This is a genomic window from Mucilaginibacter sp. (genome assembly GCF_025362475.1).
Lineage (GTDB): Bacteria > Bacteroidota > Bacteroidia > Sphingobacteriales > Sphingobacteriaceae > Mucilaginibacter.
Genome location: NZ_JANYGH010000023.1, coordinates 106,374 through 120,947, shown reverse-complemented (window position 1 = coordinate 120,947; position 14,574 = coordinate 106,374). Strand labels below are relative to the sequence as shown.

The 14,574-nt window shown below is 41.2% G+C and carries 7 protein-coding genes; 2 read left to right on the top strand and 5 right to left on the bottom strand.

Annotation, left to right across the window (positions count from 1 at the left end; genetic code table 11):
• The first annotated feature begins 1 nt into the window (after position 1).
• Together Q0R88_RS08725 and Q0R88_RS08720 are read left to right on the top strand one after the other, a co-directional pair.
• Positions 2–1,669: a RagB/SusD family nutrient uptake outer membrane protein gene (locus tag Q0R88_RS08725; RefSeq protein ID WP_295715117.1), complete on the top strand. Its 1,668-nt coding sequence runs from the start codon at positions 2–4 to the stop codon at positions 1,667–1,669.
• Positions 1,670–1,752: 83 nt separating this feature from the next.
• Positions 1,753–3,270: a glycosyl hydrolase family 28 protein gene (locus Q0R88_RS08720; protein ID WP_295715116.1), complete on the top strand. Its 1,518-nt coding sequence runs from the start codon at positions 1,753–1,755 to the stop codon at positions 3,268–3,270.
• A 428-nt stretch (positions 3,271–3,698) separates the two neighbouring features.
• On the opposite strand, the gene Q0R88_RS08715 is transcribed toward Q0R88_RS08720, so the two are convergent.
• From Q0R88_RS08715 to Q0R88_RS08695, 5 genes are all read right to left on the bottom strand, one after another.
• Positions 3,699–4,709, bottom strand: a complete 1,011-nt coding sequence (locus Q0R88_RS08715; protein ID WP_295715114.1) for an SMP-30/gluconolactonase/LRE family protein — start codon at positions 4,707–4,709, stop codon at positions 3,699–3,701.
• 32 nt (positions 4,710–4,741) lie between these two features.
• Positions 4,742–7,099 (bottom strand): glycoside hydrolase family 2 TIM barrel-domain containing protein, encoded by a 2,358-nt coding sequence (locus Q0R88_RS08710; protein WP_295715112.1) that lies wholly within the window; start codon positions 7,097–7,099, stop codon positions 4,742–4,744.
• Positions 7,100–7,145: 46 nt separating this feature from the next.
• The gene (locus tag Q0R88_RS08705; protein ID WP_295715110.1) at positions 7,146–9,722 is read right to left on the bottom strand and encodes a membrane or secreted protein; all 2,577 of its coding nucleotides are present in this window, start codon (positions 9,720–9,722) and stop codon (positions 7,146–7,148) included.
• Between the two features lie 91 nt (positions 9,723–9,813).
• Complete coding sequence (locus Q0R88_RS08700) at positions 9,814–11,319, bottom strand: RagB/SusD family nutrient uptake outer membrane protein (protein ID WP_295715108.1); 1,506 nt, start codon at positions 11,317–11,319, stop codon at positions 9,814–9,816.
• A gap of 19 nt (positions 11,320–11,338) precedes the next feature.
• Positions 11,339–14,458, bottom strand: a complete 3,120-nt coding sequence (locus Q0R88_RS08695) for a SusC/RagA family TonB-linked outer membrane protein (protein WP_295715105.1) — start codon at positions 14,456–14,458, stop codon at positions 11,339–11,341.
• Between the last annotated feature and the right edge of the window lie 116 nt (positions 14,459–14,574).

The window sequence follows — 14,574 nt, the reverse complement described above, 5'->3', positions numbered from 1 at the left end:
TATGAAATATATAAATAAAAAACATTTGCTGCTTAGCCTTGCTGTTGTGCTATTCAGTATAAGCGGATGTAAAAAATTTACTGATGAAAACAACCTGGGAGGGCAAACAGCCGAAACCTATTATAATACGCCCGCTGGCTTTGAGGACCTGGTAAAAAGCAATTATAGTACTTTAAGAGGCATAGTTAACTTTGGGGGGCTTTATTTTATCGGAACCGATGTTTTTTCGTCACCCGGCATTAATGATAATAATAGCGAAAACCTCTATAATACCAATCTCAACTCTTTTAATGGCGATGTAGACGGTTATTTCAGGCAGATTTATTCGGCAATTAATATTGCTAATAACAGTATTTACTGGGCAACAAAGGTAACCAACGGTAATGCCGCAAATATTAATATCCGCGTGGCCGAGGCTAAAGCATTACGTGCCTACTATTACTATTTACTAACCGAAACATTTGGCGATGTGCCTGTAGTTTTAACCCGTACTACAGTTATTAACTTCATATTTACCCGCACTCCCGAAAAAGACGTTTACACCCAGATTATTCAGGATTTGAATGATGCTTTGGCCGTATTGCCTGCTACAACTACAGATTTTGGCCGTGTAACCAAAGGTTTTGCGCAACACTTATTATCAAAAGTTTATTTAACACGGGGTTATAAAAGCTATGGCGGCGGTAATGCCGATTTTCAGTTGGCGGCAACCAATGCCGAGGCTGTAATTGCGGGTCCTTATTCCTTAAAAACTAAATATGCCGATCTGTTTGATCCTGCTATAAGCAATTTTCAGGTAAACAATGAAGTGATATTTTCTGTACAGTACAGCACCAACACCAACGCAGGTGCAAATGGATCAGGCAACAGCTTACAGCAATATTTTATGTGGGATACACAAAATACAGGTTTGGTTGGCCGAAGTACATTTTACGGAAAAACAAATAACGCGGCCTCTCTGGATCCATACTGGTTTAGCTTGTTTGACAAAACGCGCGATAGCCGTTATTTAGCTAATGTATATGATGTGGTTTATGTACAGGTTGCAGGATCTTATAACAGTAAAACTTTTGCAGTAGGCGATACCTTAATTTATTACCCTACAGTGCCGTTTACGGCAGCACAAAAAGCGGAGAAAAAGTATGTTGTTATCAATCCGGATGAGTATCGTAATTCGCCATTTGTATCTGGTCAGCGTAACTATCCGCAGTTTAAAAAATTCCGCGACCCTGGGGTACCGGGGTATGTTGATGGCGGAGGCACCCGCGATACTTATGTTTTCCGTCTTGCAGAAACTTATTTAATAGCAGCTGAAGCGTACCTTAAAACAGGTAATTTGCCTAAAGCGTTACAATATTTTAACGCCATTCGCGTAAGGGCAGCCAAGCCAGGGAACAATCCGCTTACCGGGATTGCCTATAGTACAGAAATGCAGGCATCAACTTTAACTATTGACGATATACTTGACGAAAGAGTAAGAGAGCTTACCGGCGAAGAATTCAGATGGTTTGAGTTAAAGCGCACAAGTACTTTGGTAGCGCGGGTGTTAACTTATAACGATGAAGCTAAAGCTGCAAATGCAATAAAGGCGTTCCATTTACTAAGACCCATCCCGCAGGCGGTTATTGATTTAAACCGCGAAACTTTTCCACAAAATCCGGGGTATTAATTTGAAAGGAACAATGATCCTCCGGCTTGGTCCGGAGGATTTTTGCCGCGCGATGTTTACTTTTTAAAGCTTAACCGTTTAAAATGATGAAAAATATTTTTACGAGCATACTGTTGTTATTAGTGGTAACTACCGCTTTTTCACAAAAAAAGGATTATAATATTATAGCTTATGGTGCAAAGGCTGATAAAAATCATCTCAATACCATTGCTATTCAAAAAGCTATCGATGCCGCAAATAATGCCGGGGGAGGGCGGGTTATAATTCCGGATGGTAATTATGTTACCGGCCCAATTATTATCAAATCAAATGTTGAACTCCATTTAACAGATAACGCCGTGTTGTTAGGATCAACTAACAGGATGGATTTTAACGATAAGTTAATGGCGTTAATTAGCGCCGGGGGCCAGCAAAATATAAGCATGACCGGCAGCGGCACCATCAACGGGCAGGGGCGCGAATTAGTTGAAAACGTACTGGAACTATTAAGCAAAGGCATAATAACAGATCCTCAATGGAAAGTTAAAAGGCCTGGTGAAAAAAACAGACCTACACTAATTTCATTTAGCAACTGCGATGACGTTAAAGTAACAGGCGTTACTTTAAAAGATGCTTCGGGATGGGTGCAAAGTTATAATAAATGCAAAAATGTGTTAATTGATAGCATATTGGTACAAAGCACTGCTTACTGGAATAATGATGGAATTGATATTACTGATTGTAAAAATGTAAAAATTATCAACAGCACATTTAACGCTGCTGACGATGCTGTCTGTTTAAAATCAGACGACCCCAATGACGAATGCAACAATATTGTGGTTGAAAACTGTATCCTGCGTTCAAGCGCAAGTGGGTTTAAATTAGGCACCGGTTCTACAGGTGGGTTTAAACATATCCGGGTTAATAACATAAAGGTTTATAATACTTACCGATCGGCAATTGCGCTTGAAAGCGTGGATGGCGCTGTGCTGGAAGATATTGATATCCGCAACGTAACGGCAACCAATACAGGCAACGCTATATTTATACGCCTGGGCCACCGTAATACCGATAATCGATATAGTACTTTACGCCGGGTGTACATTGCAAATGTTAAAGCAGAGATACCTGCCGGTAAGCCCGATATCGGCTATCCGATGGAGGGGCCTCCGCCAAAAGTAGCACCGCATAACGTTGTTCCGGCATCTATTACCGGCTTGCCCGGCCACCCGGTAGAGGATGTGGTATTGGAAAATATTGAGCTTAATTATGCTGGTGGTGCCGATAAAAATATAGCTTTTATCAGCACCGATAACCTGGGTCAGGTTACCGAAAATGCGGCCGGATATCCTGAGTTTACCATGTTTGGCGAACTGCCGGCCTGGGGTTTTTATGTTAGGCATGCAGCCGGAATTACAATTAAAAACATGAAGGTTACAGTGAGCACAAAAGATTTTAGGCCTGCTTTGGTATTTGATGATGTAAATGGCTTAAAACTGGATAAAATTACTATCCCAACTGTAAATCAATCGCCGGCTATTATTATGAACAAGGTTTTACAGCCGTTACTGAAAGATGTAAATATGCCCGGGGGTTTTAAAGTGTTGATAATAAAGCAATAACAGGTGTCTTCATCGGTGTTTGATGGAATTCGTTACCAACACAACGTTAATGACCTTTTCAAAATTTGTTGAGGTTGCATGAAAAGATTGATTTTGTTATATGGCAGAGATAAACATTACATCTACTGTGTTTTAGGTTCAGAAAAAAAGATCACGCGTGAAATGTTAAAGCAGTGTGGAGAGGTTTAAAAATTAACATTAGCGGAAATATTTGGTTATTAATATTATACCAGATTGATAGCATTAAGGTCAATATAAACAGGCAACATCTTTACAAGTTGTTGCCTGTTTTATTAAGGGCGACGGGAAGTTCATTGAACCATTTTTGTTTACTATTATAGTTTTTTAGTTAATTGTACCGACACCATTAATCATTGCCAAATTTAAAGTACCCTGCTCGTCAAATTCGATAAGAGTAACCGTTTTACCTATCTTAAATCTACTTTCAAAACACGGTGATTGGACGTCAGATAGAGGGTCTTTTCATCAGCAGAAAAACTGCAATTCGATACTACATCATTAAATATCATTTTTCCCAGCAATTTACCGGTACGGTTAAATATCCATAGGCCTCCCGGCCCGGAAGCAAAAACATTGCCTTTTTTATCAATCTTCATCCCGTCGGGCATACCTGTAGCTGTTTTGGTTGCCGAATTTGCGCTGTAAAATATCCGGCCGTGCGTAAACAAACCATTTCTATCCAAATCATAGGCATACCAGTTGGCTTTTCCCTGGTCAGAATTTGAGATTAGTACGGTTTTACCGCCAGGAAAAAAAGCGATGCCATTTGGTCGTGTAAGTGTATCTGTAAGCAGGGTTATTTTTCCATTCGCCGAAATTTTGTAAACACCCTGGTATTTGGTTTCCTTTAGGGGATCGTTCACGTTTTTTTCGAGGCCGTAAGGAGGGTCGGTAAAGTAAATATCACCATTGTTCAAAAAAGCCAGATCGTTAGGGCTGTCAAATTTTTTGCCCTGATAGCTGACGGCCAGCTTGATGAATTTCGCTTTTGGCTTATCCAAAGGGGCATCCATTATGGATACTGCCCTATCACCATCCTGGCATATAACCAACTGCCCTTTTAAATTTACACCCAAACCATTTGAGCCTAACTCTCCTCCACGTGATATTTTACCGGTATAACCCGAAGGTGAAAGATAAATCTCTTTACCTTTTTCTTTGGTCCATTTATAAATGACATTCTTTTTAACATCAGAGAAAAGGAACATGTTATGGCGCTCTATCCATACAGGCCCTTCGCTCCACATAAAGCCATCGGCTAAAATTTTGGCCTTTGCTGTTTTACTTACTAAAGTCCTAAACTGCGGATCAATCTGCTCTGTTGTCATCAATGGTTTTGCAGCCTGGGCATAACCCGCGGTAATCCCGCTTATTAAAATACCCAGGGTAACCGGTAAAAATTTATTCCACGTTATCATATAAATGTATTGGGTTTAAAGGTTTATCTAAGTTAATGCAAAATCACCGATAGGTTGCCCGAAACAAGTTGATCGCCAGTTGCTTTTATCAAAACTTTCCCGGGTTTATCCGTCCCCATTATCAATGCAGGTGTTATTCCGGCTTCCGCATTGCCTGTTTTGTCACCAATAATCTTTGCACTGCCATTAACCGAAAACTTCAACAGGTTTTTGGCATCAGAAACTGTTATTCCGTTTTTATCGGTTACATAAGCATAAATAAATATCACATCGTTGGCTCCGGCTTTAAAGGGTTTGCCGCTATAATCTGCCTTTAATATAATTTTATAGGGCTTTCCTGGGGTAGCCGATGTTGAAGTAATCATTTTTCGGCCATTAATATACCCCGTTGCCTGTAAACTTCCGGGCTGATATTTAGCAACCTTAAAGGTAAATGGCGGATGTTTTAAATTATTAGTATTTATCCCGGTATCTGGTTTTTGCCTGGCGATAAGAGTGCCATTTAGCTTTAGTTCAACCTCATCGCAATTGCTATAAATTTTAACTGCGGTATCAGATGGGTCGTTCCAGTAATTGGCCATAAAAAGCATAGGCTGGCTTTCATCAGCATTACGCTGACTTTCGTAAAAATGATAGGCAAATTTGGGGATCCTGAAAATATCCATTACTCCAGACATCTCGATGTCTGTGGCATAGCCTCTTTTATAATCAAAAATCAGCCAGTTAACATCGCCTACTATATTGCCGTTAAAATTATCATTATGAGCTTCCTGGTAATTTAGGGCTTGTTGCAATAACCGCTCCTGCCCATAACCGCGCACCTGCCTTGATGATTTTTCTTCCTTAGTTAAGTTTTGGTATTCTGTTTGGTTAAACCCTGCATTTTGCGCGTAATATTCCCAATCGCCGTACTCCGCAATCAGTAATGGTTTATTTTTATTGTATTTTTTCCAGTAATCCGGCGCTTTTAAATGCTGGCGGGCAGGGTTAAAAACATCAAATGCATAATCTTCCCACCCGGTTGAAAAAACATCTTTAAAAGGAAGCTCGTGGTGCACTATGTTGTTTGCAGTATCCATATAAGGCTTACTCATATCTGTTTCATTTAAGGATGCCTCCCATAAAACAATAGCAGCATGATTACGGTCGCGGCGGATCATATCACGGATATTCTGAAAGCTGTTTGCCTGAAATGTACGGCCTCCAAAAAACTGCCATCCGGGGATGGCATCCATGACCAGTATGCCCAATTCATCACAGGCATCCAAAAATGCAGGCGATGGGGGATAGTGAGAGCACCTCACAAAATTATAACCTGCGTTTTTTATTTTCCAGGCATCCCGGTATTGAGCATTGTCTGAAAGGGCATAACCAATATACGGGTATTCCTGGTGGCGGTTAGTACCAACAATTTTGAATTTTTCACCATTCAGATAAAAACCACCTGCCTCAAACTTAAACGTCTTTATGCCGGTGTTAAATTTTTGTTCGTCAATGATTTTTCCGTTTTCTAAAACCTGTACCAGCACGCTGTACAGATCAGGGTGGGTGGGCGACCAGAGCTTTGGATTATTGACTGTTAAATTTTGAGTAAAAGATCCAAAGGAATTGGCTTTTAACAACTGCTTACCGGCAAGCGATGTAGCAACTGTTTTGCCTGTTTTATCTGTGAGGCTAATTTTTACACTTACTGTTTTTTGCTGATCAAAGTCATTATTGACCTCTGTTTTCACAACCAGCGTGGCCAGCTTGTCGCTTACCTCTTCGTCATGCAAAAGAATGCCTCCACCATTTTCATGGGCGGCCTGTACCGCATCATTGATATAGATCTTATTTTTAATAATTAGCCAGGCATTACGGTAAATTCCTCCGTAATAGTTATAATCCAGGTCCTTTATTGGCTTTGCCGGCGGAATTTCCGGATTATCCTGGTTGTTTAATTTAACCAGGATACAATTTGATTTGCCAAATAATACGTGATCAGAAATATCAATGTAAAACGGCAAAAAGCCGCCCAAATGCTTATATACATGCTTACCATTAAGATAAACATCTGCCTCATGCATAGCGGCATCAAATTTAATAGCTATGTGTTTACCTTTATTTACGGTTGGTACGGTAAAGTACTTGCGGTAAAAGCAGGTGCCCTGCCATTGTTCTTTAACCTTTTTAACAGGTTCTATATGGGCTGTATGGGGCAATGATATTTTCTCCCAGTTAATCTTAGGGGTGCTGATATTACTCAGCAACTGAGCCGAATTTGTTGTATCAATATCTTTTACAAACTCCCAGTTAGCATTAAAGCCGGTGGTTGATGGGATTTTTAGTTGTGCTTTAGTTTTTATTAAACAGCCGGTTATCAGCAATATACAAAGTAGGAGCTTTTTCATTTAAAGGGTATAAAACTTAGTGAACATTATATTTTCGGGCGATTTATTAATTTTCCAGCCATGCTGATTCTATTTCTATACCATAGGGTTTATTAAACTGATCGGGGCTGAGATCATCAACAGTAGTGATTTCCAGCTTATCAAATTGGGGGATGCTTAATCCGCTAAAAGTGCCCGCTTTAAACCATAGTGCCTGAAATTCGGGATAAGGTCTTGGCACCATAAGATGAGAATCGGGCTTAAATGCTGATAGCGGTATTTCTATATTTTTATACTGATCGCTCATATTGATGTAGGCTGCATATGCTGATGCATCTTTGTTTATGATGGCTACCCGAAGCTTACCGTTTTGGCCAGTTTGCATGCGTGCCCTTATCACCATTTTACTATAGGATGCAACTTCAGGCAGGCGATCTTTTATTTTGTCGCCTATATAAAGCTGAAAACCCATTTCCTGGTTTTTCCTGATGTTTGCGGTTGCCGCTTTAAAGGCAAGCTGGCCCGTTACTTCCCCGCTGATGTACTGAACTCCGCCATTACGGCCTGAGCCCGAAAAATAACTGTTTGCATTTTCCCGGTCGGTTGTAGCATTAAACAAGCTTAAATTCCCCAGTGGGGCAGCAACAGAAGTTTGCCAGCTTTCGGTGTTCAGATAATTCCATGAAGCAGGGTCGCCTTCGTGCCCTCCGGGGAAAGACAGGTATTTATCGCCCTGCTGTATCAGGATGTGGTAATTTAACAGGCCCGATATTATTTGCTTCGCAGGGATGGTTGCACTATAATCATATGGTGTACTCTTTTCCATAACGATAGCCGCATGGCCACCAAAAGGTTTATTTACCAGCAAGGTTACTTTAGCATCCGGGTCAATATTGATGATTTTTGCTTTCACTGTAAAATCCTTTCCCGCGCTGATCTCTGTAGCAGGGGTATGCCGAACGAATGGTTCCTTGCTGAAAGACTGCGGGGCAACAAACTCGTTAAGGCCAATAACATCCAATATTTTTTTATCTGCACTATTTGTTATTGAGCTGCCTTTTTTGGATAATAAATAAGTTCCGGGTTTTATGATAAATGAGCCGTTGGCCGCCGTTGTGCTGTAATTGTTGCCGGCGTTAACCGCCTTAACGTTAAAATCGTTTCCAAGTTGGGTTAAACTGATCTGCATTGGTTGGTCATGCCATTGAATATGCACCACCTCGCGTGCCGGTGATGGTTTTGAAAACGGATCACGTACGGTAATGGCGTCCGGCATAACCTCAAGCCGCCAGATACCGTTTTCAACTTTGTCTAAAAAATAAGCGCCGTACCCCTTGTATTGTATTATGGCTGAAGAACCTAAGCCGGCAACGTGTTCTAATTTTTTCACATCGGCAGGTGCTGAAGATGTTGTACCCGAATAGTAGAATTCACTGGCCGTATTCATCTCACTCATTGATTGATTGTAGCTTACATGGTAGGCATCAAAAACGCTGTCGGCCGGATAGGTGCCGTATTTTTTTTCCCTTGGAAGCTGGCGGAATACCCTGGTGGCAATTAAATAGCTAATAGCTTTTGCGGGGGTATAAGCAAGGTTAAGGTAATGGGTTTGATATTCTGTATTGGCATAGCCATTCCCCAAGGGATCATATGCAAACTGCGTTATCCATTGAAAGCCGGCTTGTTTAAAGCTGCGCGCAATTGCCGGGTATAAGCATGATTGTAAAACATCGGCTGCATCAAACTCATATATCATGCGTGCTTTATTTTTGAACTCGGGTATGGTATCAAAAGGAATATGGTAATGATCCACATTGGGTAAAAAATTGCCTTTTTGTTCGTGCCCCTCTACCAGCCCTGTAGGGTACCACTGAAAACTGAAACCATTAACATTTGATTTGGCAACCGCATCAGCATACGAGGGGTTTTGGCTGATATTATAAAATATGGGTTTACTCCAGCCGGTACTGCGCGCTGCCGCCTCTAACCTGTTAATATAAGCTGTTACCTCGCTTTTTGGGCCGCTATGGGCCGGTTCGTTATTTAGTTCGGCACCGATAATATTGGGCTCATCGCGGTAGTTTATTTTTGTATAGGGGTTAACATGCTGTAAAAGCTGTTTAATATAGTTTTCCTGTGCTTTAATCCCTGCTTCAATCCGCGTAACAGGGCCTTTACCATATTTTGCTGAAAACCCTATCGAAGGTTCGTCCTTTTGAGGATAACCATTGCCATAAAAAGCTATAGTGGTGATAATAATGCGAATATTACGCTGCTTTAAGCGATAGAGTAGATAATCAAAAAGTTTCAGGTGCTCATTCTGTAACAGGTTACCCGTTGAGTCGCTGATTTCTGTATCCCAGATATGCACCCTGAAAGCGTTCACTCCCATACGGGCCATGTGATAGGTATCTTCATCAATCTCTTTCTCAATATCCTTATTCATGGCTTTCATGGAACGGTAGCCATAAGCAAAGGGCACAGTATAATTTACACCGAAGAGATAAACTTCTGATTGATCCTTTTCCCATCGCAATCGGCCTTGCTTATCCGTATACACTAAATTCTTGCTTTGTTGTCCATGGGTAGACTGGGCAAAAACTAAGAAAATGGAAATGATGATTAGTAAGATGCGGTATTTCATAGATGAAGGTAAAAGTTGTATCAGGTTATTATCAAGTGCTGCCTTGGGGCAGCACTTGATAAATTGAAAGGCCAAACCTTAGGGAGGTATATTATTGAGAATAACCCGGATTTTGTTTGAGTATCCCGTTACCTTGTATCATTACGTTGCTTGGTATCGGGAAAAGAGTCATGAAATCCTGTGCAGCTGTTTTTCCGCGCGCCTTGGCGTTAGATATCAATACGCCTTGCCTTATCAGTGTTTGGCGGCGTGAACCTTCACAATATAACTCGCGGCCGCTTTCGTCGATCAATGCGGCACGGAAATCGGCTGTATTCATGCCCGCAAAATTGCTGACTCCTGCACGTTTACGTACCATATTTACATATTGGTAAGCATCGGCCGGGCCACGTTGTTCATTAATAGCTTCGGATAATGATAGCAACACTTCGGCATATCTAAACACAACTACGTCAAATGAATAGCCTGGTCCATCGCCCAGCACACCGGTATATTTTACAGGAATAGCGCCTCTTAAGCCGGTTGACTGGTTAATTGTTTTTCCGCTGGTGTTGGTATATGATGCTATAATGGTGCTTTTTCGGCTGTCGGCTGCATCAAATTTATTGTAAAATGCCCAGGGCATATAATAACCTGCCCATCCCGGCCCCCTTGTTAAAAGCGGTGAAGCGGTAAAATCGCCTGGCAGTACTTCCTGTACCCAATAATTAGGACTTGCACTGTTGGTAGGGGTAGCATATATGAGCTCATTGTTTTGTTTTACATTAAACACATCGGCATAATTTGGCATCAGGCTGTAGCCCATGCCCACAATGGTTTTAGCTGTAGCTTCTGCTTTATCCCATTGTTTATTCATCATATAAATCTTCAACAACAGCATTTGCGCAACACCTTGCGACATGCGGCCCCAGTTGGCATTGTCGGTATTATATTTTGCCGGCAAATCTGGAATGGCTGAAGTAAGGTCGCTTATCATTTGTGCGGAATATACTTCGGCGGTTGGGCGTGGTGCAATGGTAAGGCTGGCCAGTTTTGTAGCGTCGGTTGTTGCATTAACCGGACCGTAAAAGTCATATAATACAAACATCAGCCAGGCGCGTAAAACTTTTGCTTCGGCAGTATATCTCTTTTTTATCTGATCGCTTACGGCAGTAACTTTTGATATATTGTCAATAACGTCGGTTGCCTTAGCCACATAACTTATGTACGGATAAACCGAATTATTAAGCCCCTGATAAGTAGCCGGGCCCCAGGTAAAGCTGGTTAAATTCTGGTCCCAATCCGTACTGGCCTCATCGGTTGTCATTATGCTTTTTAACAGATATGTTTTTATATCGGCATTATAAAGCGATGCCGATTGCTGATTGTTACCTAAATCAGTTTGATCCCAGTTTGAAGAGAAGGGACTGTAAATGACTATCACCGCGGCGTTGATGTCCGATTCGGTTTTGTAAAAGTTACTTGGGGATATCTGGCTGTAAACTTTTGAGTTTAGCGCCTTTTTGCAACCTGAATCGACCAGCAACAGTGTACAGCAGCTTAGCAGGAGTACAGTGTACTTCGCTAATTTATTTCGTTTATTTTTTAAGCTTTCCATTTATTTAGCGTTTAAAATTTTAAAAAGTAGCGTTTACACCAAACGTAATTGATGTTGCCAAAGGGTAGGGGTTTGTTTCGGTATATTCAGGATCGTATCCTTTGTAATTGGTGATGATGAACAGGTTCTGCGCATCGGCAAAAAACCTTAACGTTTTGATGAATTTATCATGTAAAGGCAATTTGTACCCCAGGGTTACATTTTTTAATCGCAGGAAGTTGACGTTTTGCCCGTAAAAATTATTTGTTTGGCTTGGGTTATTCCCAGTATAAACGTTAGCTGCATAACCCGGATAAATTCCGTTTGTATTATCGGCCGAGAATATATTCGCAGCACCTGCCAGCGTGTTATGGGGCCTTGTTGATTCATTAATTACAGCCGGATCATAAAATGCGCCATAATTATTTACCTCATACATGCCAAAGCTGCCATACATAAATACGTACAGATCGAAGTTTTTATAGGTAAATGTGTTGCCAAAGCCAAGTGAAAACTTAGGATCAGGGTTACCCAAGGCAATTACATCATTCACATCTAATTTTCCATCGCCGTTACGATCTTTGTAGATAATGTTACCCAGGTTTGCATTTGGCATGTATGATGGAATTTCACTTTTATTGTGGATGATGCCGTCAGTTTGCCAGCCGTATACTTCCCGTATCGGATCTTTATAGCCGATGTATGAGGCCAAAGGCGTTTCTGGATTTCTCGCAACCCAGTAGTTTTTATAGGCTGATATATTGAAGTTAGTTGTCCAGTTAAAGTTTTCGGTTTTTACGTTTTGCGATAGTATCGAAAACTCGATACCGCGGCTGCGGGTTGAACCAATGTTGGTCACTACCTGTCCTACCTCGTTATTTACAGGCAGAGGGTCATAATCTATCAGGCCTGATGCTGTCTTTTGAAACACATCTATCGAACCTGTTAAACGGTCATTAAATAAGCCATAATCTAAACCAAAGTTGATTGTTTTGTCCGTTTCCCATTTTAAATTATTATTGGCAATCTGGGTAATGCCGATACCCGGATAGTAGGTACTGCCGATCACAAAAATTGGGCCTGCCGATCCGTAGAGCGGCAATGCACCCGATCCTAAAATAGGTGAGTTACCTGATGTACCATAGCCTGCACGTAGTTTCAGTGATGAAATAACTTTGGAGTTTTTAAGAAAATCTTCCTGGTTTATTCTCCATCCCAGTGACGCACCCGGGAAGAAACCGAATTGTTTGTTGGTAGCGAAGTAGCTTTCACCATCCTCGCGTCCGGTTATTGTTAACAGGTATTTATTCTTGTAAGAGTAATTTGCTCTGAAATAACCTGAAACCTTAATTAAATCGCGGTCGCGATTGGAGAAATCAAAGCTTTTGTCCTTATCGCTTGCTAAACCTACATTATAAAATCCAAGCGCATCCGTCGGGAAACCTACAGCTTCCAAACCATAGCCTTCATTCGAGCTTTTATAGTAGCCCACACCACCAACTACCGAAAAGTTGTTATCACTGTTTATCCTTTTGTTGTAGGTAAAAAATGACTCTGCACTATAGTTTTGTATGTGGTTATTTGTTAACTGAGCCATACCTGTAGGTAACTGGTAATTTTGTGCTTTTACAGGCAGGAAAAATTGCAGTTCGCTGGTTTGTTTGTCAATACCTACTACTGTATTCCATTTTAAATCGTCAGTTATCTTTACTTCGATATTTGGCGATGCCATAAAACGGTTGGTATTTGTATTGTTTTGTATGATTAGAAACGCTGCTGGGTTTGTTATAATGTTGTCGTAACTTTTGGTATACGAACCATCGCTATTGTAAGCATTGAGATTAGGTGCAAATGAATAAGCCGCCTGCAACTGATTGTACTTTTCGGCGCCACCGCTGTTGCTTCCTGTAGATGCATTGTTGCTGTTTATTTGGCTGAAAGTAAGGTTTAGAGAAAATTTCACCCTTTCACCCAATTGCTGATCGATGTTTACACGACCTGAATAACGCTTAAAGTTGGAGTTTTGCAGGATAGCCTTATTGTCGTAATAATTGAATGATGAGAATATCTTGGTTTTATCGGTGCCGCCGGATACGGAAATATTATGTTCATCAACATAACCATTTCTTATGATCGACCCCAGCCAATCTGTTCCCTTACCGGCAGATGCAATCTGGTCAGGTGTAAACAGCGGCGTAAATCCCGGTGCTGCAGCCGGATTATTATTGCCGTAAGGAGCAAGGCCGTTATCGAATAAATATTTATCATGTGCCAACCTTACCTGTTGAGTTTCAAAGCCGGTTGCATCCAGCAGATTAAAATACGACTTTGGTTTTTGTATGGTATAACTGCCGCTGTATGAAACTACCGCATTTCCTTTTTTTCCTCTTTTGGTAGTTACCAATATTACACCGTTAGCAGCCGCGGCACCGTATATGGCAGTGGCGCTGGCATCCTTAAGTACGGTTACATTTTCGATATCTGAGGGATTGATACTGCTCAAGGGATCCTGATCTACGCCACCAGAAAACCCAAGGTCTTTATCGTTTATAGATGGTGTTGCAGAACTGTTATTGGTTATAGGAACACCATCAATAATGTAAAGGGGGGTGTTGGCGCCATGCGGAGAAATTGCACCGCGGATGGTTACGGTTAAACCGCCGCCCGGCTGTGCACTTCTGGTATCAAGCGTTAAACCTGCCGCCTGACCTTGTAACAAATTGTTAATGGACGTTTGGGCAACCTGCGGAAGATCTGACGTTTTTACGGAAACAACAGAGCCGGTTACATCCTTTTTGGTTGATGTACCGTAGCCCAGTACAACAACTTCATTCAATGATTTGCTGTCGGATGTTAGCTGAACATTGATTTTTACACGGTCATCAATGGCTTCTTCTTTAGTAATATAGCCTATAAATGAAAAAACAAGTGTACTCGTATTGCCATTTACGGTTAATTTGTAATTTCCATCATTATCTGTTTGGGTGCCGGATTGGGTACCTTTTACGGTAACGGTTACGCCAGGCAGTGTCTCGCCCGAAGCACCAGTAACTTTACCTGTAATAGTTTTTTGCTGTGCGAAAACCGAAATTGAAAACAACAATTGTAAGAACAAGAGCAAAGGCCACCGCCTTTTAAACAAAAAAGTAAAATTTTGCATAATAAATTAGGGTTAATTGGTTTATATTAGAGTTCCTCCCCAATGAAAGAAGCCTCCGCCCGAATAACAGCAACTGTTAAAACACGTTCAAATCCTGCAATCTTTCGAAGCGTGAA